The organism is Parashewanella curva, assembly GCF_003675895.1.
Lineage (GTDB): Bacteria > Pseudomonadota > Gammaproteobacteria > Enterobacterales > Shewanellaceae > Parashewanella > Parashewanella curva.
In genome coordinates, this window is the sequence record NZ_ML014761.1 from 1 (window position 1) to 26479 (window position 26479).

Consider the following 26479-nt stretch of genomic DNA (forward strand, 5'->3'; position numbering starts at 1 on the left):
CCAATTGCGAGAAGTCCGAAGAGCCTCCCCTTTTCCCCGTAGGGTTTATGCGGTATTAGCCATCGTTTCCAATGGTTATCCCCCACAACTGGGCAAATTCCCAGGCATTACTCACCCGTCCGCCGCTCGACGCCGAGGTGCAAGCACCTCTCGTTTCCGCTCGACTTGCATGTGTTAGGCCTGCCGCCAGCGTTCAATCTGAGCCATGATCAAACTCTTCAATTAAAAGTTTAATTTGTTCACCCTAAGATGAACTACTCAATGAATTCTGTCGTGATTAACTTAATTAAAAGCCAATCGTTTGCATGTCTGAAATCAGTCTTACCTAAGTAAGTTTGATTTCTATCTATGCGGACTCTTCATTGATAGAATTTTTGTTAGCATCCGAAGATGATAACTGGATGTTTCTATCTCTGCGAGTGTCCACACAGATTTGCTTGATACTTATTTTTAAAGAACATTGTGCCTTATCAGCACCCCGCTTTAGCATTCTCTTCAGCGGGCCAGGGCTGCGCATTCTACGCATTTCCCTGTGGTCGTCAACAACTTTTTTAAAGTTTTTTTCGACCGTTTAAAAAGTGACTTAATCGCCCTTTAAACCCTGACTTGCTAGCTGCTGTAACAGTGTCTGTTTCGCCGCTGTGCCGTGTCAGTGGTGGCGCATTATAGGGAGCTTAGAATTTTGCGCAACCCTTTTTTGAAAGAAAAATACGTTTTTTTTATTAAGCGTCTAGATATCCATCAACATGAATAAAAAAAGGGCGAAATCTAACGAAATCGCCCTTTTTTATTGAGGTTTCTAATGACTTATTTATTGTCATCGCTTTTAAGTATGGCTTTAAGGGCTTCTTCATCGCTTTCAGTGAATGCTTCGGAAGTAGTCTTATTCGCTCTTTGTTTGCGAACAAGTAATCCAATAACGATAACACCACAAATAAGTAAACCTAACGGTCCCCACCAAAGTATGTAGGTTTTGGGATCCATTCTTGGCTTATAGAGAACAAAGTCACCATAACGCTGCGTCATGTATTGAACAATTTGTTCGTCACTCTTACCTTCATCGACCATTTTAAAGACTTGAATCCGCAAGTCGTGGGCAACGGGAGAGTTGGAATCCACCAGATCTTGGTTCTGACATTGTGGACAACGCATAGAACGCGCCAGCTTCAATCCTCGCTCTTGGTTCGCTTGGTTTTTAAATTGATAAGTATCAACTGGCGTCGCTATGGCTTGACCAGTTAAGAAAGTTCCTACACACAATAATAGAGCCATGATCCACGGTTTCACTATGATGCTCCTTGCGCTTTAGCTTGTTGTTGCAATTTTTGGATAATAGGCAGTAAGGTGTTATTCCACACAGGTTCCGCTATCGGCCCCGCATAACGGTATTGAATGATGCCATTGTGGTCGATAATAAAAGTCTCTGGTGCACCGTATACACCAAGATCCACACCTAATTTCCCCATAGGATCGAAGATGTTCAAAGCATAAGGATCGCCGACTACTTTTAACTCATGTAACGCAGCTTTTCGTTCATCACGGTAGTTAATGCCATAGATAGGTAAAATGTTTTGCGCTTCAAGCTTCATTAAATACGGATGTTCGAACTTACAAGATGGACACCAAGTTCCCCAAACATTGATCATCGACACTTTACCAATCAGATCTTTGTTGGTCAGCTTTATGTTTTCATCTTCCAGCTTTTGAAGCTCAAAAGCTGGAATGGGTTTTCCGATCAGGGCTGAATCCAATTGTTGAGGATTCAAAAATAGCCCTTTATAAAGAAAGTACCCTAATACTGCAAAGGTCACTAAAGGTAAAAATAGGATGAATTTTTTCATCGTTAATGGTTTTCCTTATTCCGTTACTAGTTGACCAGTCGGTTTAATATCTTGAACAGGCTTAGTAAATTTAGCCGCTACTTTTTTACGATAACGTTTATCAGAAGCGGATAATATGCCACCTATCATCATAAAGATGGCACCAAACCATAACCAACGCACAAACGGCTTATAGGTAATACGTACTGCGTAGTCAGTTTTCGAGATTGGATCGCCAACTGTGACATACAAGTCGCGTAGCACACCCCAGTCGATGCCGACTTCGGTCATGCTCATTACTTGAATGTTATACTCACGTTTTTCAGGGTGAAGGGTGCTAATTTTTTTGCCGTCTTTATATATATCCATATAAATCCGGTTAGCTGTGTAGTTAGGACCTTTTACAGGGACTTCTTTTACAAAGGTAAAATCATAACCCGCGACATGCTGAGTGATTCCTGGTCCCATACGAACGCTTTGCTCAATATCGTAGTTCGAGACTAAAGTAGCACCTACAACAGTGATGGCGATGCCAAGGTGTGCCCATGCCATTCCCCATTGGCTGCGACCAATACGTTTAAGCTCGAACTTCCCTGACGTTGATGTGGCATTTTTATAGATAACAGCCGCTGTGGCTAACGCTACCCACACAGCTCCTGTGATCCCTAGTGCTACCCAAATTTTGTAATCACTTCCCGTCACTAGAGGGGCTGCAAAGCCAATTATTATCGCAGCGACTGCTGGTACCCATAGTGTTTTCTTCACTTCGCCTTGCTTGGCTTTTTTCCAGCGGATCACAGGCCCTATTCCCATAAACACTAATGTTATTAAGGTAATTGGAACAAATACCGCATTAAAATATGGAGGGCCTACAGATATTTTGCCCATACCTAATGCTTCAATCAGCAATGGATATAAGGTTCCAAGTAATACAGTGGCACATGCTACGGTAAGTAATAAGTTACACACTAAGATTAAGGTTTCTTTTGACCATAGCTGAAAGCGAGATGGACTCTCCATTTGATTAGCTCTGAAACCAAAGAGTGTTAACGAACCACCAATGGTGATCGCTAATAATAGTAAGATAAACGAACCACGACTCGGATCAGCCGCGAACGAATGCACTGACGTTAACACGCCAGAACGAACAATAAAGGTACCTAATAAGCTTAAACTAAAAGCAAAGATAGCCAGAAGTACCGTCCAGTTTCTAAAAGTACCTCGCTTTTCGGTAACAATTAATGAATGAACTAATGCTGTACCGACTAACCATGGCATAAAGGACGCATTCTCTACTGGGTCCCAGAACCACCATCCGCCCCAGCCAAGCTCATAATAAGCCCACCAAGATCCAAGCGCGATTCCCCCAGTTAGGAATATCCATGCTGCTAATGTCCAAGGACGACTCCAGCGTGCCCATGCCGAATCTAAACGACCGCTCATGAGTGCCGCAATTGCGAACGCAAAGCTCACCGAGAACCCAACATAACCGATATAAAGCATTGGAGGATGGAAAATCAAACCCACATCTTGAAGCATTGGGTTCAGATCTCGCCCTTCTAACGGCATTGGGAATAAGCGTTCAAATGGATTTGATGTCAATAGCATAAAGGCGGTAAAACCCGTTACAATCAAACCTAGAATGGCTAGTACCCTAGCCGTGTAGCGAATATCAACACTTTTGCTGAACTTGGCTACTGATGCAGTCCATAAGGATAAGGTAAATACCCAAAACAGTAGTGAGCCTTCATGCCCCCCCCACACGGCGGCAATTTTAAAAAACTCTGGAAGATGTGAATTAGAATGCTGAGCCACATACTTTACTGAGAAATCATCAGTACCAAAACTGTACCCCAGCACTAAAATGGCGATAAAAATGAAAGAAAACATGCCATAAGACAGTGGCCACGCATAGCGGATCAAATGATCGTTACGCTGTGCAACACCAACCAATGGGATGATGGTTAAAAGCAATGCAAAGGCTAACCCTAGTACCAGTGCAAAATGTCCAAGTTCAGGGATCATGAAACGTTCCTACTACAAAAGAGTACACACAGATTTTACTACGTTTACTGTGCAAAACTTGGCTTATTTTAGAGTGAAACCTACAGGATGTCTCTTAATTTTATGATTTCTACAGCTTATATATGGGTTCAATTTGACCTGTGTCTAGTTCAGCTCAGTTTATTCACGTATAATCAACCAACTTGTGCGGTTAAGCCGTAGGCCAATAATTTGTAAAGCATTAACATGATGACGACATTTTGGATTTTTATTGTTTTGTTTATCTTGGTCAGTTTATTGCTGATCTGGCTGCCTTTTTTCCGTCAACGTCAAGACAAACACATTGATACTGATGTACGCCAAAGTGCCAATATTGCTCTCTATAAAGAAAAAATTACCTTTTTAGAGCAAGAGTTAGCAGAGCAGCAAATCAATGCCGAAGAATTTAAAACCTTAAAGCATGAACTTGAAATCACCTTACTGCAAGATACTAAGCAAGGTGATGAAGAAGACAATAAGACTCAAACATCTAACCATAAGTCACCATTGTGGCCAGCGATTATGTCGATAGTGCTCCTTTCTGTCGGCGGTTACTTTTACCATAAGCTTGGCGCCTATCAGATTTTAAATGACATTCCTCAATTGGCTCAAAGTCACACCAATATGTCACCTGAGCAGATCATGCGCCAGCAGCTAGCCATGATGGAGCAACAAGTTAAAAGTAACCCGAAAGACAGCGAAACATGGTTTAGTTTAGGTCATGCTTACATGTCTTTAGGCCGTTATCCTGATGCCATCAGCGCCTTTGATAAGGCCATTAACATTGATGGTGAGACTGCAGAGTTATTAGGACCGAAAGCTACTGCGATGTATTACCAAGCAGGGCAAGTGATCACTCCTCAAATTCAAACCCTAATCGATAAAGCATTGGAACTCGATCCAACTGAACCTTCTACGCTATTGTTAGTGGGGATGAATGCCTTCTTTGAAAGTCAATATCAAAAAGCCATTGATGCTTGGCAGAAAATATTAGACAGTGAGCGCAATGATATTGATCGCAATGCGGTAACGAATGCGATATCTGAGGCGACAAAACGCCTCGCGCCACCAGTAGATAGCACAAAATTAGGTGTAAACATTACCTTAACGGTAACACCTGAGCTAGCTAAGCATGTGTCAGCTAAAGACACGATTTACTTATTCGCTCGCACCTCTGGTGATAAAATTGTGCCGATTGCTGCCACAAAAATCACCGCAGAGGCCTTACCTATTGAAGTGAGATTAGATCAATCGAATACCTTAGGCACTGGCACTGACTTCAGCCAAGTGAAAACCGTCGACGTCATTGCCCTACTGACAAAGTCAGGTAAATTAAAAGCGGAAAAAGGTGATTTACAAGGTCGATTATCAAATGTGAAAATAGGTAGTGATATTACCCTGACACTAAATGAGTTGATTAAATAAGCTTTGCGACAAGCATAAAAAAAACCAGCTCCCCCTCAGGTGCCGGTTTCTTGACTTCAAACGAATTATTTTTTCGCAGAAGACATGTACTTAATCGCAGCTTGATAGTCTGCATCAGTACAATCAGTACACATGCCACCTGGAGGCATTGCACCCTTACCTTTTTTCACAACTTTAACTAACTCACCAAGACCAAGCTTCAAGCGTGGAGCCCAATCAGCTTCATTGTGAGACTTAGGAGCGCCAGCAACGCCCATAGAGTGACAAACGTGACACGCTTTGTCATAAACCGCTTTACCATCTTGCGCCAATACATTGGCAGATAGAGTCAGCGCAGCTACCGCTGACATCACTAACAGTTTTTTCATATTTAATGTTCCTAATGCCGTTACAAACATTGCTTGAAAGTGTTGCCTGAATGCTAAATTGCCAGACAATCAAATATTATTGTAGTAATACCTATTTAATATAGCTCGGTATTAAGACATTAGAATACAATAAATTGTGACAAAACTCACCCTACCTCCATGAAGATTTTATGGTTAATCGTCAATATGCCTGTATAAATGCTGTCAAAAGGACATGTTTTTCAGTGCGATAAACAATGATCATCCTTGTGATGGAATTTAATGGAGTTTTGCAGTAAATCAATTTCTTGTTACTTAAACATAACGGAAAGTAAACCATTGCAAAGCTTTGTGCTACTATTGCGCCAACCCAAAAATCATCGTTTGTGTGTACTGCAAACCAAGACCCATGAAAGAGGGCTCCGTGTCGCAACCAGTTTCAACTAATGTCTTATTGACCGCTGACAATCTGACTTGCATTCGTGAAGAACGCGTGTTGTTTGATGAGCTGAGTTTTTCGGTAAACGCGGGTGATATAATTCAAATAGAAGGGCCGAACGGCGCTGGAAAAACCAGCCTACTGCGGATATTGACCGGCTTGTCTCGCCCTTATGATGGTCGAGTTTGCTTCCAAAACCAACCAATCGATCAAGTCTCTGATGAATTCCGCCAAGCCTTGTTGTATCTAGGGCACAAAGCGGGCGTAAAGCCCGAGCTTACCGCTAAAAAAAATCTTGAAGTGCACCTCACCCTTAATGGGTATGAAAATGCCGATCTGCTCGCGATTTTGTCAGAAGTTAACCTATCAGGTTTTGAAGACAGCCTTGCAGGACACCTATCTGCAGGCCAACATCGACGCACCTCGTTAGCAAGGCTATGGCACACCAATGCCAAAATTTGGATTTTAGATGAACCCTTTACCGCCATTGATAAACGCGGCGTTGAACATTTGGAAAATAAATTCCTCAAACATGCTGATCAAGGAGGGTGTGTGATCTTGACCAGTCATCAAGATCTCTCTGTGATCCCTGCTGAGCGTCTTAAAACCATTCGCCTAGACGCACAGGAGGATTAATCATGGATAAGTCAAATCAGCTTAGTTATTGTCGAGGATTCTTTACAGTCTTAAAGCGTGACGTGGCTATCGCTTTACGACAACGTGGTGATATTTTTAATCCATTATTATTCTTCATTATGGTGATCACCCTATTCCCATTGGGCATTGGTCCTGAACCAAATACTTTGGCACGAATCGCACCGGGGATCATTTGGGTGGCCGCATTACTCTCTGCCATGTTATCACTAGAGCGCTTGTTTAAAGCCGACTTTAACGACGGTACGCTTGAACAAATGCTGTTAAGCCCCCAACCGCTTACCATATTGGTACTGGCAAAGGTATTAGCGCATTGGATTTTAACCGGATTACCTTTAGTGCTGATCTCACCATTATTAGCACTTTTATTAAATCTCGATCATCAAGCTTACCTTGCGTTAGTCCTAACTTTATTATTAGGCACACCAGTATTGAGCTTATTAGGTGCAATTGGCGTAGCATTAACCGTAGGACTAAATAAAGGCGGTGTGTTGTTGAGTTTATTGATATTACCCTTATATATTCCAATATTGATTTTTGCCACCAGTGCCATAGATGCCGCTGGAATGAGTTTACCGTATGATGGCCAACTGGCAATTATCGCCGCCATGTTGGCAGGTTCATTAACCATGGCGCCATTTGCCATTGGCGCTGCATTAAAAGTGAGTACGAATTAGATGTGGAAATGGTTACATCCTTACGCTTCACCTGAAAAAGCGTATCAACTGTCTACGACCCTATTCCCATGGTTTGCCGTGTTAGGGTTCTCTTTAACCCTCATTGGCACAATTTGGGGGTTAATGTTTGCGCCTACTGATTATCAGCAAGGTGACAGCTATCGAATCATCTTTATTCATGTTCCTGCCGCCTCTATGTCAATGTCGGTTTATGTCGGCATGGCCATTGCGTCTTTTATTGGTATGGTATGGCAATTAAAACTGGCGGATTGGAGTGCCGCGGCCATGGCTCCCGTGGGCGCTGTTATGACTTTTATTGCCTTGATCACGGGCTCATTTTGGGGAAAACCCATGTGGGGTGCTTGGTGGGTATGGGATGCTCGATTAACCTCAGAGCTTATCTTACTCTTCCTTTATCTAGGTGTGATCGCGCTTTACGCCTCCTTTGAAGATAAAGTCGTCGCAGCACGTGCAGCGGGAATTTTAGCCATCGTGGGTGTGATTAACATTCCTATCATCAAATATTCTGTAGATTGGTGGAACTCATTACATCAAGGCTCAACCATTAAAATCACTGAAAAGTCAGCGATCACTAACGATATGCTGTATCCACTTTTGATGAATATTTTTGGTTTTGGCTTACTGATTGGCGCCATTGTGATCATGCGCTTTAAAGCGGAGATCATTGCTCGTAGCGGTATGCGTCCGTGGGTAAAAACAATGGCACTTGAAGGAGAGAACAAGTAATGCAATTTGATTCCTTACAAGCCTTTTTCAATATGGGCGGCTATGGCTTTTTTGTCTGGTGCTCCTATGGCATCACTTTTGGCAGTATTGGCATACTCATATACTTAAGTGCCACTCAAGAAAAGCGTAACCTTAAACATATCGCAGACAAGCTCAAGCGTGACGAAAGATTAAAAGCAATTCGGAGAAATAAAAATGAATCTAAGGCGTAAAAAACGACTGATCTTAGCCAGCACTCTGATCCTTGGTGTCGCAGCTGCAGTTTCGTTGATGCTATACGCACTGAACTCAAATCTGAACTTGTTCTATACCCCTTCTGAAATTGTGAATGGTAAGAAGGACAGTGGCGTAAAACCAACAATTGGACAACGCATTCGTATTGGTGGCATGGTGACAGTTGGCTCACTCAAACGTGATCCTAAAAGTTTGCACGTAGAATTTGCGGTTCATGATGCTGACGGCCATCAAATCATCGTTGTGTACGATAACCTACTCCCCGATTTATTCCGTGAGGGACAAGGTATTGTCGCTCAGGGCGTATTAATCGCGCCAAACCGATTACAAGCGACGGAAGTGTTAGCCAAGCATGATGAAGAATACATGCCACCTGAAGTTGCTGAAGCAATGGGCAAAGGGCATAAAAAGCTTGAATACGACAAACAATGATGTGTCTATCCTAGTTCGAGTTGAGCTGACATAGCTCAACTCCTTAGATAAACACCATTACCATAAAAATAAGCTGAACCAGTTAGTGAATGCTCTTCAGTAACTTCAACAGTATCTTCTGAAAGTTTTAACCATAAATCATCTTGGAAATCCCGCGTATTAGACGGAATATTATCCCAATCAAATGACGTTACACCTTTCTTTAGCAAATAGGGTCTCTGCTTTGGCTCTGAAAACACCACCCAATAACTTTTTTGACGTACCTTTCCTATCTGATCCATAGATTTGACACGAGCTTTAAACTTGATCCTAGAATCTAAACAAAGTTGTTTCAAAGACAAGAAAGCGTCATCACACTCTGATTCTGTATTTGCTGACCTCAACTGTTCGAATAAATCATAAACTTCAGTCTCATGAGCAAATGAATCTGGACAACGCTGAAGAAGCTCATGTGGCTGACAATATGCACTTGTTAGTGACTCAGCTGCTAACTCGAAAGCTTGCTTGCGTTTCTTTTGTATATCTTTGTCTTTTTTACGATTGATTTTACACAATTCTACTTTCTTTTCATTCCCATTTAAGTCGCGATAAACAAGTGTAAAAATAATATTCCCCGCATCGTTCCAATGATCAGGTGGTGTGGTCATAGTAATCATAGGCCCTTTATATCCATTAACTACTCTCCGAGGTAAATTATTGAACTTCCACATGGCTTCACGACAAGCAGTTTGATCAGTCTGCTGCAATGAACTTCCTGCTCCGCCAGCCATCAAAATAACGTTCAATGGCGTAGTAAATTCTTGTGATTTAATGCCAACCAAAAAATTTTTAAATCGCTCCCACAATCCCTGCAAACTTGAAAAGTTGCCACGTTTTCCATTTTTGATTTTGTTAATTAACGTTTCATCGATTACAGGACTATAACTGGAATATAAAAAAGAACGGCTGCCAACGATACCCATATTGCACCTCGCTGCAGAAAAGTAAGCTTATATCTGTAGGTTTGATTCTAATAGATTTCAATCTAAAGCCGAACCTTGATGAACCATTATTAATATGCTGGAAAAGCGACCAAAAGTCCGCCAATAGCTTTATTAGTGTATTCAGTAGCTTACAAGTAATCGTTATGGCTAATGATGAACATATAAAAATATAAACCATTGCCTACACAGTAATTAAATGTTGTCAGACGCATTTGATAGCAAGCAAATAACAGATTAAAGTAGTTGAAAAAACCAGCAAGGATAGAAGGATGAAACTTGGGTTATCAAGAACGCTAAAGTCGCTAGTGCTATTTGCAGTAATAGCAATGATAACGGTTTTTATGCTATTCAGATTAAGTTTACCTCAGCTGAATGGCTCGATTACAACCTCGGTAATTAAGCACCCTGTAGATGTCACTCGTGATAGTCAAGGTGTTCCCACCATAACAGGAAAATCAAGAGCAGATGTGGCTTTTGCCACTGGCTACCTTCACGCTCAAGAACGCTTTTTCCAAATGGACTTAGCTAGACGCAACTCGGCTGGTGAACTAGCAGAACTATTTGGTGAACGTGCTATCAATTACGATAAAAAGCAACGGATCCATCGCTTTAGACTGGTGGCTAGCCAGTCCATTAAACGATTGCCAAAAACGCAAAAACAAATCCTTAACGCCTATACCCTCGGGGTCAATCAAGGGTTAAAAGATTTAACCAGTAAGCCTTTTGAATATTGGCTACTAAACCTAGCACCTAAGCCATGGAAACCAGAAGATAGCTTTTTAGTCATCTATAGTATGTATTTAGATCTCAATGATCCAAGCGGTCATCTCGATGCAACAAAGGGTTTTTTAGCAAAGATAGTCTCACCAAAAGTACTGGCATTCTTATCACCTCCATACACCCGCTGGGATTCTCCACTTCACCATGACCATAAATATCGTATAACCATCCCAAATAAAGATGAAATCAATTTAAGAAGCCTTGCACCTAAGGTTTATGCCTCAATGACAGGTAACATCAAACCCGAAATAATGATTGGTAGTAACAATTTTGCTGTTGCAGGCGAATTAACGCCTTATCACAGTGCCATGGTAGAAGATGACATGCATCTTGGCTTACGAGTTCCCACGACATGGTATCGTGCTCAGTTACGATATCCTTCTTCTAACAAACAACAGATGGTCAAAGTGACAGGCGTTACCCTACCTGGTGTTCCAAGCATGATTGTCGGTAGCAATGGCCAAGTTGCGTGGGCCTTTACCAATAGTTATGGAGACTGGGTAGATTTGATCAAGCTTAAGATTGATGGCAATGAATACTTTACTAAAGAGGGCAAGGACAAATTCCATACTTGGTATGACACCCTCAATATAAAAGGACAAAGTTCGATAGAAATGAAGTTCAATAGCACTCGCTGGGGACCTGTCATTGATTCACCTTATACCAATCGAAAATATGCCTTAATGTGGACAGCCCATAAACCCAGCGCCACCAACGTTAACTTAATGAAATTGGAAACGGCAAACACTGTGAAGGAAGCCATAGATATCGCGAACCAATCGGGCCTCCCTCCACAAAATATCACCATTGCCGACAGTCAAGGCAATATAGGGTGGAGCATTGCAGGCAAAATCCCTAAACGAAATCACATAGACACCAGACTTCCCATTGATTGGAGAATGGCCGATACCCAATGGCAAGGTTGGATATCACCCAATGCTTACCCTAAGGTGATAAACCCTGCAGCAAAACGAATATGGACCGCCAATGCGCGTATTGCAAGTGGTAAGGATCTTCACAAAATTGGAGACGGTGGTTACGCCCTAGGAGCACGTCAACAACAAATCCGTGATCACTTGATGTCGTTAAAACATGTTGATGAACAAAAGCTACTGAGTGTAGCGACCGATAGCCGCGCTCTATACTTATCTCACTGGAGAAAACTGATGCTAGAGGCGTTAACACCAAATGAGCTAGAGGGACATCCAGAACGCGCCTATATACGTGAGCAAATACAGCAGTGGAGTGGTCATGCTCAACCACATGACCATGGTTACCGCATTGTTAGAGAGTTTCATGACCAACTTAACAAGACTGTTTTACAAAGCATCGGTCGTTATTTGCTGTACACAACGCATGTGCCACACAAAGAACTCGATGATACTTGGATACAAGGGGTAAACCATGAACGAGAAATGCTATTAACCCTGTATGAGCACAAGCCAATGAACTGGTTAAGCCCACAATATAAAGATTGGGATCAATTGTTTTTACAGACGATTGATTCAGTAATAGCCAAGTTAGCTAAACAGAATCACAGTGACGCTATGACAGCACTAAAAGCCGCGACTTGGGGACAGAGAAACACAGCAGCCATCAATCATCCATTAAGCAGTGCCATTCCAATCATTGGAAAATATCTGAATATGCCGGCCGTTGAACTAGCCGGTGATAATTGGATGCCAAGTGCACAAAGACCTAATGCTGGTGTATCAGAAAGAATGATTGTTGCACCAGGACATGAAGATAAAGGTATATTTCATATGCCCGGTGGCCAAAGTGGTCATCCACTATCACCTTACTATAAGAGTGGTTTTAATGATTGGGTCGAAGCTAACCCAAGTCCATTACTTCCTGGTAAAACAAAATATGCACTGAAATTTATTCCACAGAAGTGAATTAATTCTAGCTAGACATAAAAAAACCGAGCTATTAGCTCGGCTTTTTTAATTTCCTGAAAACTTACTCAGCTGCTTCTTCAACAACTTCAGTCGTTTCTGGACGATCAACTAGCTCAATATACGCCATAGGCGCTTTATCACCAGTACGTAGACCGCACTTCAGGATACGGGTGTAACCACCAGGACGTTCCTGATAGCGTGGACCCAATTCAGTAAATAACTTACCGACAACTTCGGCGTCGCGAGTGCGAGCAAACGCTAAACGACGATTTGCAACACTGTCACTTTTAGCAAGTGTGATCAATGGCTCAACTACGCGGCGCAGTTCTTTCGCTTTAACGGTAGTCGTCTTGATGATCTCATGACGAACTAGCGATGCAGCCATGTTTGAGAACATGGCCTTACGATGACTGCTGTTGCGGTTAAGTTGACGTCCACTCTTACGATGGCGCATGACTTAATCCTTATAACCTAAAATCTGTACAGACCTGGGACTTATAGGTCGTCTGCTAAACTAGCTGGAGGCCAGTTTTCAAGACGCATACCTAACGACAGTCCGCGAGATGCCAAAACATCCTTAATTTCAGTAAGAGATTTCTTACCAAGATTAGGTGTCTTAAGCAACTCAACTTCAGTGCGCTGTACCAGATCACCGATGTAATGAATCGCTTCGGCTTTCAAACAGTTAGCCGAACGTACAGTTAACTCTAGATCGTCGACAGGACGCAATAATATCGGATCGAACTCTGGCTTCTCTTCTTTCTGCTCTGGCTCAGACACATCACGAAGTTCAACAAATGCATCTAGCTGTTCAGCTAAAATCGTTGCTGAGCGACGGATCGCTTCTTCAGGGTCGATAGTACCGTTAGTGGTCATATCGATGATGAGCTTGTCTAAATCAGTACGTTGCTCAACACGAGCCGCTTCAACATTGTAAGCGATACGAGCAACAGGTGAGAAAGAAGCATCGACTAATAGACGGCCAATTGGGCGGTCGTCGTCTTCGGTTTGTGCACGAGCAGATGCTGGTACATAACCACGGCCACGTTCAACACGAATACGCATGCTGATGTCATTGTTACCTGTCAAATGACAAATAACGTGATCTGGATTCATGATAGCAACATCGCCATCATGAGTGATATCTGCTGCGGTGACAGGGCCTGCGCCTGACTTACTCAAGGTAAGCATGGCTTCATCTTTACCCTCGAGGTGTACTGCTAAGCCTTTTAGATTAAGCAATATTTCAAGGATATCTTCTTGTACGCCTTCCTTGCTGCTGTACTCGTGCAACACACCGTCAATTTCAACTTCGGTGACTGCGCAGCCTGGCATAGACGACAATAGGATGCGACGCAACGCGTTACCTAAGGTGTGACCAAAACCACGCTCTAGTGGCTCTAGGGTTACTTTGGCACGAGTTGGGTTAACCTGCTCGATATCTACGAGACGCGGTCTAAGAAATTCTTTAACAGAACCCTGCATTGTGTCCTCTCTTGTTTGTTAGCCTTACTTAGAGTAAAGCTCGACGATCAGCTGTTCGTTTATGTCCGCAGACAGGTCGCTACGCTCAGGTAGACGCTTGAAAGCACCTTCCATCTTAGCGTTGTCTACTTCAACCCATGTAGGCTTTTCACGTTGACCAGCCACTTCTAAAGCAGCTTGAATACGAGCTTGCTTACGTGACTTCTCGCGAATGCTTACTACATCATTCGCAGACACTTTGAATGATGGAATGTTTACAACACGACCATTTACCATAATTGACTTATGGCTAACCAGCTGACGTGCTTCTGCGCGTGTCGAACCAAAACCCATACGATAAACTACATTATCTAGACGAGTTTCAAGTAATTGCAACAAGTTTTCACCAGTGTTGCCTTTAACGCGTGCAGCTTCTTTATAGTAGTTACGGAATTGCTTTTCTAACACACCGTAAATACGACGAACTTTTTGTTTCTCACGTAACTGAAGACCGTACTCAGATAGACGAGGCTTACGAGCGCCGTGCTGACCTGGTGCAGTTTCTAGTTTACATTTCGAATCAATTGCTCTCACACCGCTCTTTAAGAAAAGGTCAGTACCTTCTCGGCGGCTGAGCTTGAGCTTGGGACCCAAGTATCTTGCCATGATCTTTCTCCAACTATCCTAAGGCGTTATACACGACGCTTTTTAGGAGGACGACAACCGTTATGAGGGATTGGCGTCACGTCTGTGATGTTGGTAATTTTATAACCAACTGCGTTCAGCGCACGAATGGCTGATTCACGACCTGGACCAGGACCCTTTACGAAAACTTCAAGGTTTTTAAGACCGTAGTCTTGAGCAGCATTACCTGCACGCTCTGCAGCAACCTGTGCAGCAAATGGAGTTGATTTACGTGAACCACGGAAACCACTACCACCTGCAGTAGCCCAAGCTAATGCATTACCTTGACGGTCTGTAATAGTAACAATTGTGTTGTTGAAAGACGCGTGGATGTGAGCCATGCCGTCTGCAATCTGTTTACGTACACGCTTGCGCGGTGAACGTGATGGACTTTTAGCCATTGCTTAACCCCTTCCCGTTACTTTTTAATTGGCTTACGTGGACCTTTACGCGTACGCGCATTGGTCTTTGTACGTTGCCCACGGAGAGGCAGGCTACGACGATGGCGGAGACCACGATAACAACCAAGATCCATTAGGCGCTTGATGTTCATTGAAATCTCACGACGTAAGTCACCTTCTACAGTGTATTTGGCAACTTCTTCGCGTAGAGTATCTATTTGAGCTTCGCTCAATTCCTTGATCTTAGCGTCTTCAGCGATAGATGCAGCAGAACAAATTGCCTTAGCAGTTGTTTTGCCGATGCCGAAGATTGCAGTCAATGCAATGACTGTATGCTTCTGATCAGGAATGTTAATGCCAGCGATACGGGCCACTATGCACTCCTCAAGTTAATGGTCATCTGCGAAAAGCCCGAAAGGATACTCGACAGACGACAGTTTTGCAATCATTATTTGACCGATTTACAACCTTTCACGTAAATCGGTCAAAACTTCTTCTTTTTAGCCTTGACGCTGTTTGTGTTTTGGTTCAACACAGATAACGCGTACAACGCCACTACGCTTGACGATCTTGCAGTTACGGCAGATCTTCTTCACGGAAGCTCGAACTTTCATTTCATCACTCCGTTATGCTTATCCGCGACCAAAGCGGTCTAAATTCGCTTTGTTCACTAGATTTGCTTTCTTCATCACAGACTCATATTGATGTGACATCATATGGGTCTGAACCTGAGCCATAAAGTCCATGATAACCACTACCATGATCAGTAGTGAAGTACCGCCGAAGTAAAATTGTACTTTCCAAGCGATAAGCATGAACTCTGGAATTAAACAGATAAAGGTAATGTATAACGCACCAGCCAATGTAAGACGGGTCATTACTTTATCAATGTAACGCGAAGTCTGTTCTCCAGGACGTATCCCAGGAATGAATGCGCCACTCTTCTTCAAGTTGTCTGCTGTTTCACGAGGGTTGAATACCAACGCCGTGTAGAAGAAACAGAAGAAGATAATAGCAGCTGCATACAATAATGAATACAGCGGTTGTCCAGGCGACACAGCAAGTGAAATATCACTTAACCACGCCATAGATTCATTTTGACCAAACCACTGAGCCAGTGTGCCTGGGAACAAAATGATGCTGGATGCAAAAATCGGTGGTATCACACCCGCCATATTAACTTTTAATGGCAAGTGGGTACTTTGCGCTGCAAACACCTTACGGCCTTGCTGACGCTTCGCATAGTTAACAACGATACGACGTTGACCACGCTCGACGAATACCACGAAATATGTGACTGCAAATACAATCACAGCAAGCAGCAACAACACTAATACATTCAAGTCACCTTGACGCGCCTGCTCAGCCGTTTGGCCGATAGCAGATGGCAGACCAGCAACAATACCTGCGAAAATAAGGATCGAGATACCATTACCAATGCCGCGTTCGGTAATTTGCTCACCTAGCCACATCAGGAACATGGTTCCTGTCACTAAGCTCACTACCGCAACAAAGTAAAAACCAAAGCCTAAGTTAACAACTAGACCTGGTACTAAGTTTGGTAAACCTGTCGCAATACCGATTGCCTGAAAGGTTGCCAACACGAACGTTCCATATCGTGTGTATTGACTAATTTTCTTACGTCCTGACTCGCCTTCCTTTTTCAGTTCAGCCAGTGCAGGATGCACAACAGTCAATAATTGCATGATGATCGACGCCGAAATGTACGGCATGATCCCCAATGCAAAGATAGAGGCACGCTCAAGGGCACCACCAGAGAACATGTTAAACATGCCTAAGATGGTTCCCTTTTGTTGAGCAAACAGCTCTGCTAGTACAGCTGCGTCAATACCAGGAATTGGTACAAATGAACCCGCTCTAAAGACGATAATTGCACCAATCACGAACAGGAGACGTGTCTTCAATTCTGATAGACCGCCTTTCGCGCTTTTTAAATCAAGTCCTGGTTTTGCCATTGACGATTATTCCTCGATCTTACCGCCGGCAGCTTCGATAGCTGCACGTGCACCTTTGGTTACCTTAAGACCTTTTACGGTCACTGGGCGATCAATGGTACCTGAAAGAACGATTTTCGCAAACTGGATATTGCGAGTAATTACGTTCGCTGCTTTTAGCGAATGCAAGTCAATAACATCACCGTTAACTTTAGCGAGTTCGCCTAGGCGTACTTCTGCAGTCACTAGAGACACGCGAGAAGTAAAACCGAACTTAGGCAAACGGATTTTAAGTGGCATTTGACCACCTTCAAATCCTACGCGTACACCGCCGCCACTACGTGACTTCTGACCTTTGTGGCCGCGACCACCAGTCTTACCTAAACCAGAACCAATACCACGACCAACGCGCTTCTTAGCTGATTTAGAACCAGGTGCTGGAGATAAAGTGTTTAATTGCATCTTATTCCTCCACCGATACCATGTAGTAGACTTTGTTAACCATACCGCGAACAGAAGGAGTATCTTCTAGCTCAACAGTGTGGCCAATGCGACGTAGACCTAAACCAGTTAGGGTTGCGCGGTGCTTTGGTAAACGACCAATAGCACTTTTAGTCTGAGTTACTTTAATAGTTTTCTTAGCCATGGTGCATTACCCCTGAATGTCTTCAACGTTCAGACCACGCTTAGCTGCGATTTGCTCAGGTGACTTCATGTGCACTAGAGCGTCTACAGTTGCGCGAACGATGTTGATCGGGTTAGTAGAACCGTAAGCTTTTGACAGTACGTTGTGTACGCCAGCAACTTCCAGAACTGCACGCATTGCACCACCGGCGATAACACCAGTACCTTCACTTGCTGGTTGCATGTAAACTTTAGAACCAGAGTGACGACCCTTAATAGGGTGATGCAAAGTACCGTCTTTAAGCTGAACGGTCACGATGTTGCGACGAGCTTTTTCCATCGCTTTTTGGATCGCAGCAGGTACTTCACGTGCTTTACCATAGCCGTAGCCAACTTTACCATTACCGTCACCAACAACAGTTAGTGCAGTAAAGCTAAAGATACGACCACCTTTTACCACTTTAGAAACACGATTTACTGCTACAAGCTTTTCTTGTAAATCGTCTTTTTGCTGAGTTTCTAATTTAGCCATAATTTTGTATAACTCCTTAGAACTTCAGGCCAGCTTCACGAGCGGCATCAGCTAGTGCTGCTACACGACCATGATACTTGAAACCAGAACGGTCGAACGCAACGTTAGTTACGCCCTTCTCTACCGCACGCTCAGCAATAGCTTTACCTACTGCTTTCGCCGCATCAACGTTACCTGTTGCTTTTAGGCTTTCGTTTACTGCTTTTTCAGCAGTAGAAGCTGCAACGATTACGTTTGCGTCAGGACCGATAACCTGAGCGTAAATGTGACGCGGAGTACGATGTACGACCAGACGGTTAACGCCCAGTTCAAGGATCTTCTTACGAGCGCGAGTGGCGCGACGTAAGCGAGATGTTTTCTTATCCATATCGCGTTACCTTACTTCTTCTTAGCTTCTTTACGGCGAACATTTTCGTCAGCGTAACGAACACCTTTACCTTTGTAAGGCTCTGGTGGACGGTAGCCGCGAATTTCAGCCGCAACTTGACCAACCAATTGCTTATCAACACCGCTGATAACAATTTCAGTTTGGCTTGGACATTCAGCTTTGATGCCTGCTGGTAGTTCGTGAACTAAAGGATGTGAGAAACCTAAAGTCAAATCAACGCCTTTACCTGCGATTTTCGCACGGTAACCAACACCGATAAGTTGTAGTTTCTTCTCAAAACCTTGAGAAACACCGATAACCATGTTGTTGATAAGTGCACGAGCAGTACCTGCTTGTGCCCAAGCGTTAGCTACACCTTCAACAGGTGCTACTTTAAGCTCAGCACCTTCAACAACTGCAGTTACTGCAGCGTTTAGCTCACGAGAAAGTGTACCTTTAGCACCTTTCACTGTGATATTTTGGCCGTTTAAAGTCACTTCTACGCCAGCTGGAATAGCGACTGGTGCTTTTGCTACACGAGACATTGCTAACTCCTTATGCTACGTAGCAGATAACTTCACCACCCATGCCTGCTTGGCGGGCAGCGCGGTCGGTCATCAAGCCTTTTGAAGTGGATACGATTGCGATACCCAAACCGCCCATCACTTTAGGAAGCTCGTCTTTACCTTTGTAAATACGTAGTCCTGGACGTGATACACGTTGGATAGTCTCAACGACTGGTTTGCCTTGGAAGTATTTTAATTCAACTTCTAATTCAGGCTTGGCTTCATCTGCTACGGCGTAGTCAGTGATATAACCTTCGTCCTTAAGAACTTTGGCTAATGCAACTTTCAGCTTAGCTGAAGGCATTTTCACAGATACTTTGTTAGCAGCTTGGCCGTTACGAATACGGGTTAACATATCCGCAATAGGATCTTGCATGCTCATATTAGCTTACTCCGTAACAAGTGCTTACCAGCTGGCCTTACGTAGACCAGGAACCTCACCGCGCATAGTTGCTTCACGTAATTTGATACGGCTTAGGCCGAATTTACGTAGGAAACCATGTGGGCGTCCAGTTTGATTACAGCGGTTGCGCTGACGCGCACGGCTAGAATCACGTGGAAGACCTTGCAGCTTCAATACTGCGTCCCAACGATCTTCTTCTGAAGTCTCAGGACTTGCAATGATAGCTTTAAGAGTCGCACGCTTCTCAGCGTACTGAGCTACAAGCTTGGCACGTTTTGCTTCACGTGCTTTCATTGAACTTTTTGCCATTGCGCTACCCTTATTTCTTGAATGGGAAGTTGAATGCGTCTAATAGAGCTCGACCTTCTTCATCATTTTTCGCAGTAGTAGTGATAACGATATCCATACCACGAATTTTATCGATTTTATCGTAATCGATTTCTGGGAAGATGATTTGCTCACGCACGCCCATCGCATAGTTGCCACGACCGTCAAAAGACTTCGCACTTAGACCACGGAAGTCACGGATACGAGGGATCGCGATATCAACTAAACGCTCGAAGAATTCCCACATACGCTCACCGCGTAGGGTAACTTTACAACCAATAGGGTAGCCATCACGGATTTTAAAACCAGCAACTGATTTACGAGCAACAGTTACAACTGGCTTTTGACCTGCGATAGCAGTCATGTCACGAAGCGCGTGCTCCATAACTTTCTTGTCTGCTACAGCCTCGCCAACACCCATGTTAAGGGTGATTTTCTCAATCCGAGGGACTTGCATGACACTGGTAAAACCAAACTTTTTAGAAAGTTCAGCGATAACAGTCTCTTTATATTTATCATGCAGTTTCGCCATCGTTTACTCCAATACTTATACGAGTTCACTGTTCGATTTGAAGAAGCGCACTTTTTTGCCATCTTCGAATCGGAAACCAACACGATCCGCCTTACCAGTGGTAGGGTTCTTGATCGCTACATTTGATGCTTGAATCGGTGCTTCTTTGTCAATCACGCCGCCAGTCACGCCCAATTGTGGGTTTGGCTTTTGGTGTTTCTTAACAAGGTTAACGCCTTCAACAAGTACTTTGCCGTTTTCAAGGACTTTAGTAACCTTTCCAGATTTACCTTTGTCTTTGCCAGCAATTACAATTACTTCGTCTTCGCGACGGATTTTAGCTGCCATTTGAAGCTCCTTATAGTACTTCTGGGGCTAGCGACACAATTTTCATGAATTGCTCAGTACGCAATTCACGTGTCACAGGGCCAAAGATACGAGTACCAATCGGTGCAAGGTTTGCATTTAGCAATACCGCTGCGTTCCGATCGAAGCGAATGACAGAACCGTCTGGACGACGAACGCCTTTCTTAGTACGGACTACCACCGCGTTATATACATCACCTTTCTTCGCTTTAGCGCGAGGAATTGCTTCTTTTACAGAAACTTTGATGATGTCGCCGATCCCGGCATAACGACGATGAGAGCCACCCAAGACCTTAATACATTGAACTCTACGTGCGCCGCTGTTGTCGGCCACTTCAAGCTGCGATTGCATTTGGATCATTTCAAGTGCTCCGCTATCGTTACTACACAAATCCCAAAATTAGGACATAAAAACACCCATCTTCGACCCAATTTGGTCAAAAATGGCGCGCAAGTATAACACCATAATTTTGAAATAGGTAGTGTTAAAAAAACAAACGGCCCCATTTTTTGGAGCCGTTTCACTAAAAGACTAAAAAATTAGGCTTTTGTTACTACTTCTACCAAAGTCCAAGACTTAGTCTTAGACTTAGGAGCACATTCGCGAATGGTTACTAAATCACCTTCGTTACACACGTTTGCTTCGTCATGTGCGTGAAGTTTAGTAGTACGCTTAATGTACTTCCCGTAGATTGGGTGTTTTACTTGGCGCTCTACTGCAACAGTAATAGACTTGTCCATTTTGTTGCTTAGTACGCGACCTTGTAATGTACGAATTTTCTCAGACATTATGCACCCGCCTTAGAAGTAATAATGGTCTTAACACGCGCAATGTTACGGCGTACTTGCTTCAACTGATGAGTTTGGTTCAGTTGGCCAGTAGCGTGTTGCATACGCAGGTTAAACTGCTCACGCAGCAGACCAAGTAGTTCAGCGTTTAGTTCTTCAACGCTCTTTTCTCTTAGTTCGCTCGCTTTCATTACATCACCGTCTTAGTTACGAAGGTAGTTTTGATCGGAAGCTTAGCAGCAGCAAGTTCAAACGCTTCACGCGCTAGCTCTGCTGGTACACCTTCCATTTCGTAAAGTACCTTACCAGGTTGAATCTGACATACCCAGTATTCAACGTTACCTTTACCTTTACCCATACGCACTTCAAGAGGCTTAGAGGTAATTGGCTTGTCAGGGAAAACTCGAATCCAAATTTTACCTTGACGTTTAATGTGACGTGTCATCGCACGACGCGCAGATTCAATCTGACGTGCAGTTAAACGGCCGCGGCCAACTGCTTTCAGACCAAATTCACCGAAGCTTACTTCAGCGCCTTTACCAAGACCGCGGTTACGGCCTTTGTGCATCTTGCGAAACTTCATTCGTTTAGGTTGCAGCATTGAAGGCTCTCCTATTTACCACGAGACTTGCGCTTAGGCTGCTTCGGCTCTTCAAGCTTCGGCATAACTCCGTCTAGAACTTCACCTTTGAAGATCCAAACTTTAACGCCGATCACACCGTATTGGGTGTGAGCTTCTGCAGTTGCGTAGTCGATGTCAGCACGTAAAGTATGTAGAGGTACACGACCTTCACGATACCACTCGCTGCGTGCGATTTCAGCGCCGCCTAGACGACCGCTTACTTCAACTTTGATACCTTGAGCACCAATGCGCATTGCATTTTGTACCGCACGCTTCATAGCGCGACGGAACATTACACGACGCTCTAATTGTTGTGCGATAGAATCAGCAACTAGCTTAGCGTCTAGTTCTGGCTTACGGATCTCAGCGATGTTGATCTGCGCAGTAGTACCAGTAATTTTTGATACTGCTTTACGTAGAACTTCAACGTCTTCACCTTTCTTACCAATCACAACACCTGGACGTGCAGTGTGGATAGTCACGCGAACACTTTTCGCTGGACGCTCGATAACAATCTTAGATACAGACGCCGCTTTTAGTTTCTTAAATAGAAACTGACGTACTTCCCAGTCGCTATCTAGGTTAGCAGCATACTCACCTTTATCAGCGTACCAGGTAGAGATCCAAGGCTTGGTGATACCCAGACGGATACCATTTGGATGTACTTTCTGTCCCATTACTCTCTCCTAGCGATCTGATACAACCACAGTGATGTGGCTGGTACGCTTGATGATACGGTCAGCACGGCCTTTAGCACGTGGCATGATGCGCTTCATGGTAGGTGCTTCGTCAACGAATACCTTACCAACGACTAGCTCATCAATGTCTGCGCCTTCGTTGTGTTCAGCATTAGCAATTGCTGAATCTAGTACTTTCTTAACCAGTACGGCCGCTTTCTTAGGGCTGAATGTTAGGATTTCCAGCGCTTTAGCAACAGGTAATCCACGAATTTGATCAGCAACTAAGCGAGCTTTTTGTGGCGACGTACGGGCGTAGCGATGTTTAGCTAAAACTTCCATCTATATTCTCCCGTATTAACGCTTCTTCGCTTTCTTATCAGCAGCATGGCCGCGATAAGTACGCGTTGGTGAAAACTCACCAAGTTTGTGGCCGATCATTTCGTCAGTTACGAAAACAGGTACGTGCTGACGACCATTATGGACAGCGATGGTCAAACCAATCATGTTTGGAATGATCATAGAGCGGCGAGACCAAGTCTTAATAGGCTTTTTGTCACCGGCTTCCACCGCTTTCTCTACCTTCTTCAGCAAGTGCAGGTCAATGAATGGACCTTTCTTGAGAGAACGTGGCATGGCGAATCCTCTTACTATTTATTACGACGACGTACAATGTACTTGTCAGTGCGTTTGTTGGTACGAGTCTTGTAACCCTTGGTAGGTACACCCCAAGGAGAAACTGGGTGACGACCACCTGATGTACGACCTTCACCACCACCATGTGGGTGATCAACTGGGTTCATAGCTACACCACGAACCGTTGGACGTACGCCTCTCCAGCGTTTAGCACCAGCTTTACCTAATTGGCGTAGCATGTGCTCAGAGTTACCAACTTCACCAAGAGTTGCGCGGCAATCTACTGGAACTTTACGCATTTCGCCAGAGCGAAGACGTAGAGTTGCATAAGCGCCATCACGAGCAACAACTTGAACATAAGCACCAGCAGAACGTGCAATTTGTGCACCTTTACCAGGCTTCATTTCTACAGCGTGAACAACCGAACCAACTGGAATGTTGCGCAGTGGCAAAGCATTACCTGGTTTGATTTCCGCTTCAACGCCTGACATGATCTTGTCACCAGCTTGCATGCCTTTCGCAGCAAGAATGTAGCGACGCTCACCATCTGCATAAAGCACAAGTGCGATGTGTGCAGTACGGTTAGGATCGTACTCAAGACGTTCGATTTTCGCAGGAATACCGTCTTTGTTACGTTTAAAGTCAACAATACGATAGTGCTGCTTGTGACCACCGCCCACGTGGCGAACAGTGATACGACCGGTGTTGTTACGACCACCAGACTTTGATTTTTTCGCCAACAGGCCAGCAAAAGGTTTACCCTTGTGCAGATCGCTGTTCACCACTTTAACTACGTGACGACGACCAGCAGAGGTTGGCTTACACTTAATAACTGCCATGATTCAATCTCCTTTGCTTATTCAGCGCCGCCGACGAAGTCTAGGTCAGCACCGTCAGCTAGAGTTACATAAGCTTTTTTCCAGTCGCTACGACGGCCGAAACGGGCACCGTGACGCTTGGTTTTGCCTTTTGCAACTAGAGTGCGAACAGACTTAACTTCAACTTCAAACAATTGAGCTACTGCAGCTTTAATCTCAGCTTTAGTCGCATCAACAGCTACACGGAAAACAACAGTGTTGTTTTGCTCAGCGTTGATGGTGCTCTTTTCAGAGATGTGTGGTGCTAGAATAACTTTTAGCAAACGTTCTTCGCGGATCATGCTAGCATCTCCTCGATTTGCTTCACTGCATCAGCAGTTACCAACACAGTGTTGAACGCGATTAGGCTTACTGGGTCAATACCAGCAACATCACGAACGTCAACCTTGTATAGGTTGCGAGCAGCTAAGAACAAGTTCTCATCTACTTCTGGAGTTACGATTAACACGTCTTCCAGATCCATAGCGTTCAGCTTGTTTTTAAGCTCTTTAGTCTTTGGTGCTTCAACACCAAACTTCTCAACAACCAGTAAACGGTCTTGACGTACCAACTCAGAAAGGATGCTTTTGATCGCACCACGGTACATTTTCTTGTTTACTTTTTGGCTGTGATCTTGTGGCTTAGCCGCGAACGACACACCACCGCTGCGCCAGATTGGGCTTTTTACTGAACCCGCACGAGCGCGACCAGTACCCTTTTGACGCCATGGCTTTTTGCCAGAGCCTTTTACTTCTGCGCGAGTTTTTTGCGCGCGAGTGCCTTGACGAGCGTTAGCTGCGTAAGCCACTACTACCTGATGAACCAGTGCTTCGTTAAACTCCTGGCCAAAGGTAGTTTCGGAAACTTCAAGAGCGCCTTGCGCGTCTTTCAATACTAATTCCATTACTATCTCCTCAGACCTTAAGCTTTAACGGCTGGCTTAATGATCAAATCACCATTGGTAGCGCCTGGTACAGCACCTTTTACCAATAATAGGTTGCGCTCAGCATCTACACGAACCACTTCTAGGTTTTGTGTAGTTGTGCGCTCATCACCCATGTGACCTGACATTTTTTTACCTTTGAATACGCGACCAGGCGTTTGGTTCTGACCGATAGAACCGTTTGCGCGGTGCGCCAAAGAGTTACCGTGAGTCATATCTTGAGTACGGAAGTTCCAACGCTTAACACCACCTTGGAAGCCTTTACCTTTAGATTGACCAGTAACGTCAACTTTCGCTACGTCAGCGAAGATATCAACTGTTAGCTCAGCACCAACTTCAATGCCTTCACCTTCACCATCAGCAAGACGCATTTCACGAATGATACGACCAGCTTCTACGCCAGCCTTTGCAAAGTGACCTGCAGCTGCTTTATTAGTGCGGTTGGCTTTTTTGGTACCAGTTGTAAGTTGAAGTGCGCGGTAACCGTCAGTTTCAAGTGTTCTCACTTGAGAAACACGGTTTGCTAATACTTCAATTACAGATACAGGTATGGAAGCACCATCTTCAGTGAAGATGCGCGTCATACCAACTTTACGACCGATAAGACCGATAGCCATCTCTCAAACCTCTTCTTAGGATCTCAATTAACCCAAGCTAATCTGAACATCGACACCAGCTGCAAGATCTAGACGCATAAGTGCATCAACAGTCTTTTCAGTTGGCTCAACGATGTCTACCAGACGCTTGTGAGTGCGCAGTTCATATTGATCACGCGCATCTTTATTAACGTGTGGAGAGATCAAAACGGTATAACGCTCTTTGCGCGTTGGTAGTGGAATTGGACCACGAACCTGAGCGCCTGTACGCTTCGCAGTTTCAACGATTTCCGCAGTAGACTGATCAATTAAGCGATGATCAAATCCTTTCAAGCGGATACGGATTCTTTGGTTCTGCATTGACCAGAGCTCCTAAAATGAACACATAAAAAATCACCCTCTTGCAACTTCCATTTATAGAAGGCAGAGCGAGATGATTTAACCGTTCGATTCCCAATCGGAATCGCTGTTGTTTAGTCATCAGCTTCAACGAACTGATGCTTATTTTTACGCTGAATATCTCAGCGAGGGGTGCATTATACTCAGCTTTCCGCTAAAAGCAACCCAGCTGCGCAATTTATCTGCATTTTTATCACTTATTACGCAACTCTTTCTCAATGGCGGCAATTATACTGATTTTTGCATTTTGTTCCAGTGATTAATCACGCCATCTATTC

General features: G+C 44.1%; 40 protein-coding genes and 1 rRNA gene. 7 read left to right on the top strand and 34 right to left on the bottom strand.

What is annotated here, in order from left to right; translation table 11 throughout:
* The 4 genes from D5018_RS05180 to D5018_RS05195 form a co-directional block, all read right to left on the bottom strand.
* A 16S ribosomal RNA gene (locus D5018_RS05180) occupies positions 1-225 on the bottom strand; the annotation flags it as partial.
* A gap of 582 nt (positions 226-807) precedes the next feature.
* Positions 808-1272 (bottom strand): heme lyase NrfEFG subunit NrfF, encoded by a 465-nt coding sequence (gene nrfF / locus D5018_RS05185; RefSeq protein WP_121838045.1) that lies wholly within the window; start codon positions 1270-1272, stop codon positions 808-810.
* Between the two features lie 14 nt (positions 1273-1286).
* The gene (locus D5018_RS05190) at positions 1287-1841 is read right to left on the bottom strand and encodes a DsbE family thiol:disulfide interchange protein (protein ID WP_121837948.1); all 555 of its coding nucleotides are present in this window, start codon (positions 1839-1841) and stop codon (positions 1287-1289) included.
* A gap of 15 nt (positions 1842-1856) precedes the next feature.
* On the bottom strand, positions 1857-3845 hold the full coding sequence (locus D5018_RS05195) for a heme lyase CcmF/NrfE family subunit (protein WP_121837949.1): 1989 nt from the start codon (positions 3843-3845) through the stop codon (positions 1857-1859).
* A 225-nt stretch (positions 3846-4070) separates the two neighbouring features.
* On the opposite strand from D5018_RS05195, the gene ccmI reads away from it, so the two are divergent.
* Entirely contained in the window at positions 4071-5288 is a 1218-nt protein-coding gene (gene ccmI / locus D5018_RS05200; protein ID WP_243637387.1) for a c-type cytochrome biogenesis protein CcmI, read from the top strand.
* 65 nt (positions 5289-5353) lie between these two features.
* Here the strand turns inward: ccmI and D5018_RS05205 are convergent, their stop codons facing one another.
* Positions 5354-5656 carry a c-type cytochrome gene (locus tag D5018_RS05205; RefSeq protein ID WP_121837950.1) on the bottom strand — a complete coding sequence of 101 codons (303 nt, stop codon included), beginning with the start codon at positions 5654-5656 and terminating at the stop codon, positions 5354-5356.
* 403 nt (positions 5657-6059) lie between these two features.
* On the opposite strand from D5018_RS05205, the gene ccmA reads away from it, so the two are divergent.
* Genes ccmA through ccmE form a run of 5 tightly spaced genes read left to right on the top strand, consistent with a single transcriptional unit; the run spans position 6060 to position 8818 of the window.
* The gene (ccmA, locus tag D5018_RS05210) at positions 6060-6710 is read left to right on the top strand and encodes a cytochrome c biogenesis heme-transporting ATPase CcmA (protein ID WP_243637388.1); all 651 of its coding nucleotides are present in this window, start codon (positions 6060-6062) and stop codon (positions 6708-6710) included.
* Positions 6711-6712: 2 nt separating this feature from the next.
* Positions 6713-7405 carry a heme exporter protein CcmB gene (ccmB, locus tag D5018_RS05215; protein WP_121837952.1) on the top strand — a complete coding sequence of 231 codons (693 nt, stop codon included), beginning with the start codon at positions 6713-6715 and terminating at the stop codon, positions 7403-7405.
* On the top strand, positions 7406-8152 hold the full coding sequence (locus D5018_RS05220; RefSeq protein WP_121837953.1) for a heme ABC transporter permease: 747 nt from the start codon (positions 7406-7408) through the stop codon (positions 8150-8152).
* Positions 8152-8364 (top strand): heme exporter protein CcmD, encoded by a 213-nt coding sequence (ccmD, locus tag D5018_RS05225; RefSeq protein WP_121837954.1) that lies wholly within the window; start codon positions 8152-8154, stop codon positions 8362-8364. The genes D5018_RS05220 and ccmD overlap by 1 nt, the downstream gene beginning before the upstream one ends.
* Positions 8348-8818 (top strand): cytochrome c maturation protein CcmE, encoded by a 471-nt coding sequence (gene ccmE / locus D5018_RS05230; protein ID WP_121837955.1) that lies wholly within the window; start codon positions 8348-8350, stop codon positions 8816-8818. The genes ccmD and ccmE overlap by 17 nt, the downstream gene beginning before the upstream one ends.
* A 35-nt stretch (positions 8819-8853) precedes the next feature.
* Here ccmE and D5018_RS05235 read toward each other — a convergent pair whose 3' ends face one another.
* The gene (locus D5018_RS05235; RefSeq protein ID WP_121837956.1) at positions 8854-9780 is read right to left on the bottom strand and encodes a hypothetical protein; all 927 of its coding nucleotides are present in this window, start codon (positions 9778-9780) and stop codon (positions 8854-8856) included.
* A gap of 290 nt (positions 9781-10070) precedes the next feature.
* Between D5018_RS05235 and D5018_RS05240 the strand changes: the two genes are divergently transcribed.
* The gene (locus D5018_RS05240; RefSeq protein ID WP_121837957.1) at positions 10071-12479 is read left to right on the top strand and encodes a penicillin acylase family protein; all 2409 of its coding nucleotides are present in this window, start codon (positions 10071-10073) and stop codon (positions 12477-12479) included.
* Positions 12480-12543: 64 nt separating this feature from the next.
* Here D5018_RS05240 and rplQ read toward each other — a convergent pair whose 3' ends face one another.
* From rplQ to rpsJ, 28 genes are all read right to left on the bottom strand, one after another.
* On the bottom strand, positions 12544-12936 hold the full coding sequence (gene rplQ, locus D5018_RS05245) for a 50S ribosomal protein L17 (RefSeq protein ID WP_121837958.1): 393 nt from the start codon (positions 12934-12936) through the stop codon (positions 12544-12546).
* Positions 12937-12977: 41 nt separating this feature from the next.
* Positions 12978-13967 (bottom strand): DNA-directed RNA polymerase subunit alpha, encoded by a 990-nt coding sequence (locus tag D5018_RS05250; protein ID WP_121837959.1) that lies wholly within the window; start codon positions 13965-13967, stop codon positions 12978-12980.
* A 24-nt stretch (positions 13968-13991) separates the two neighbouring features.
* On the bottom strand, positions 13992-14612 hold the full coding sequence (rpsD, locus tag D5018_RS05255; protein ID WP_121837960.1) for a 30S ribosomal protein S4: 621 nt from the start codon (positions 14610-14612) through the stop codon (positions 13992-13994).
* 26 nt (positions 14613-14638) lie between these two features.
* Entirely contained in the window at positions 14639-15031 is a 393-nt protein-coding gene (gene rpsK / locus D5018_RS05260; RefSeq protein ID WP_121837961.1) for a 30S ribosomal protein S11, read from the bottom strand.
* A 17-nt stretch (positions 15032-15048) separates the two neighbouring features.
* Positions 15049-15405 (bottom strand): 30S ribosomal protein S13, encoded by a 357-nt coding sequence (gene rpsM, locus D5018_RS05265; RefSeq protein WP_121837962.1) that lies wholly within the window; start codon positions 15403-15405, stop codon positions 15049-15051.
* Between the two features lie 126 nt (positions 15406-15531).
* The gene (gene rpmJ / locus D5018_RS05270; RefSeq protein WP_006083579.1) at positions 15532-15645 is read right to left on the bottom strand and encodes a 50S ribosomal protein L36; all 114 of its coding nucleotides are present in this window, start codon (positions 15643-15645) and stop codon (positions 15532-15534) included.
* Positions 15646-15663: 18 nt separating this feature from the next.
* The gene (gene secY / locus D5018_RS05275; protein WP_121837963.1) at positions 15664-17007 is read right to left on the bottom strand and encodes a preprotein translocase subunit SecY; all 1344 of its coding nucleotides are present in this window, start codon (positions 17005-17007) and stop codon (positions 15664-15666) included.
* Positions 17008-17013: 6 nt separating this feature from the next.
* The gene (rplO, locus tag D5018_RS05280; protein ID WP_121837964.1) at positions 17014-17448 is read right to left on the bottom strand and encodes a 50S ribosomal protein L15; all 435 of its coding nucleotides are present in this window, start codon (positions 17446-17448) and stop codon (positions 17014-17016) included.
* A gap of 1 nt (position 17449) precedes the next feature.
* Positions 17450-17632, bottom strand: coding sequence for a 50S ribosomal protein L30 (gene rpmD, locus D5018_RS05285; RefSeq protein ID WP_121837965.1), 183 nt, complete (start codon positions 17630-17632; stop codon positions 17450-17452).
* A gap of 6 nt (positions 17633-17638) precedes the next feature.
* Entirely contained in the window at positions 17639-18142 is a 504-nt protein-coding gene (rpsE, locus tag D5018_RS05290) for a 30S ribosomal protein S5 (RefSeq protein WP_121837966.1), read from the bottom strand.
* Positions 18143-18158: 16 nt separating this feature from the next.
* Positions 18159-18509 (bottom strand): 50S ribosomal protein L18, encoded by a 351-nt coding sequence (gene rplR / locus D5018_RS05295; RefSeq protein ID WP_121837967.1) that lies wholly within the window; start codon positions 18507-18509, stop codon positions 18159-18161.
* 11 nt (positions 18510-18520) lie between these two features.
* Entirely contained in the window at positions 18521-19054 is a 534-nt protein-coding gene (rplF, locus tag D5018_RS05300) for a 50S ribosomal protein L6 (RefSeq protein ID WP_121837968.1), read from the bottom strand.
* 10 nt (positions 19055-19064) lie between these two features.
* The gene (rpsH, locus tag D5018_RS05305; protein WP_121837969.1) at positions 19065-19457 is read right to left on the bottom strand and encodes a 30S ribosomal protein S8; all 393 of its coding nucleotides are present in this window, start codon (positions 19455-19457) and stop codon (positions 19065-19067) included.
* Between the two features lie 24 nt (positions 19458-19481).
* Positions 19482-19787 carry a 30S ribosomal protein S14 gene (rpsN, locus tag D5018_RS05310; RefSeq protein WP_121837970.1) on the bottom strand — a complete coding sequence of 102 codons (306 nt, stop codon included), beginning with the start codon at positions 19785-19787 and terminating at the stop codon, positions 19482-19484.
* Positions 19788-19797: 10 nt separating this feature from the next.
* Positions 19798-20337 carry a 50S ribosomal protein L5 gene (rplE, locus tag D5018_RS05315; RefSeq protein WP_121837971.1) on the bottom strand — a complete coding sequence of 180 codons (540 nt, stop codon included), beginning with the start codon at positions 20335-20337 and terminating at the stop codon, positions 19798-19800.
* 15 nt (positions 20338-20352) lie between these two features.
* On the bottom strand, positions 20353-20664 hold the full coding sequence (gene rplX / locus D5018_RS05320; protein WP_121837972.1) for a 50S ribosomal protein L24: 312 nt from the start codon (positions 20662-20664) through the stop codon (positions 20353-20355).
* Positions 20665-20674: 10 nt separating this feature from the next.
* Positions 20675-21043 carry a 50S ribosomal protein L14 gene (gene rplN / locus D5018_RS05325; RefSeq protein ID WP_121837973.1) on the bottom strand — a complete coding sequence of 123 codons (369 nt, stop codon included), beginning with the start codon at positions 21041-21043 and terminating at the stop codon, positions 20675-20677.
* A 179-nt stretch (positions 21044-21222) separates the two neighbouring features.
* A complete protein-coding gene (rpsQ, locus tag D5018_RS05330; protein ID WP_121837974.1) occupies positions 21223-21471 on the bottom strand; it encodes a 30S ribosomal protein S17 in 249 nt (82 codons plus the stop codon).
* Positions 21471-21662, bottom strand: a complete 192-nt coding sequence (gene rpmC / locus D5018_RS05335) for a 50S ribosomal protein L29 (protein WP_121837975.1) — start codon at positions 21660-21662, stop codon at positions 21471-21473. Before rpmC ends, rpsQ begins: the two co-directional genes overlap by 1 nt.
* A complete protein-coding gene (gene rplP / locus D5018_RS05340) occupies positions 21662-22072 on the bottom strand; it encodes a 50S ribosomal protein L16 (RefSeq protein ID WP_121837976.1) in 411 nt (136 codons plus the stop codon). Before rplP ends, rpmC begins: the two co-directional genes overlap by 1 nt.
* An 11-nt stretch (positions 22073-22083) precedes the next feature.
* Positions 22084-22770 carry a 30S ribosomal protein S3 gene (gene rpsC / locus D5018_RS05345; protein ID WP_121837977.1) on the bottom strand — a complete coding sequence of 229 codons (687 nt, stop codon included), beginning with the start codon at positions 22768-22770 and terminating at the stop codon, positions 22084-22086.
* A 9-nt stretch (positions 22771-22779) separates the two neighbouring features.
* Complete coding sequence (rplV, locus tag D5018_RS05350; protein WP_121837978.1) at positions 22780-23112, bottom strand: 50S ribosomal protein L22; 333 nt, start codon at positions 23110-23112, stop codon at positions 22780-22782.
* A gap of 15 nt (positions 23113-23127) precedes the next feature.
* Positions 23128-23406 (bottom strand): 30S ribosomal protein S19, encoded by a 279-nt coding sequence (rpsS, locus tag D5018_RS05355; RefSeq protein WP_025011962.1) that lies wholly within the window; start codon positions 23404-23406, stop codon positions 23128-23130.
* Positions 23407-23420: 14 nt separating this feature from the next.
* A complete protein-coding gene (gene rplB / locus D5018_RS05360; protein ID WP_121837979.1) occupies positions 23421-24245 on the bottom strand; it encodes a 50S ribosomal protein L2 in 825 nt (274 codons plus the stop codon).
* 17 nt (positions 24246-24262) lie between these two features.
* Positions 24263-24565 carry a 50S ribosomal protein L23 gene (gene rplW / locus D5018_RS05365; RefSeq protein WP_121837980.1) on the bottom strand — a complete coding sequence of 101 codons (303 nt, stop codon included), beginning with the start codon at positions 24563-24565 and terminating at the stop codon, positions 24263-24265.
* A complete protein-coding gene (gene rplD / locus D5018_RS05370; protein WP_121837981.1) occupies positions 24562-25167 on the bottom strand; it encodes a 50S ribosomal protein L4 in 606 nt (201 codons plus the stop codon). The genes rplW and rplD overlap by 4 nt, the downstream gene beginning before the upstream one ends.
* 17 nt (positions 25168-25184) lie before the next feature.
* Positions 25185-25823 carry a 50S ribosomal protein L3 gene (gene rplC / locus D5018_RS05375; protein ID WP_121837982.1) on the bottom strand — a complete coding sequence of 213 codons (639 nt, stop codon included), beginning with the start codon at positions 25821-25823 and terminating at the stop codon, positions 25185-25187.
* 27 nt (positions 25824-25850) lie between these two features.
* The gene (rpsJ, locus tag D5018_RS05380; RefSeq protein WP_011070616.1) at positions 25851-26162 is read right to left on the bottom strand and encodes a 30S ribosomal protein S10; all 312 of its coding nucleotides are present in this window, start codon (positions 26160-26162) and stop codon (positions 25851-25853) included.
* Positions 26163-26479 lie beyond the last annotated feature (317 nt).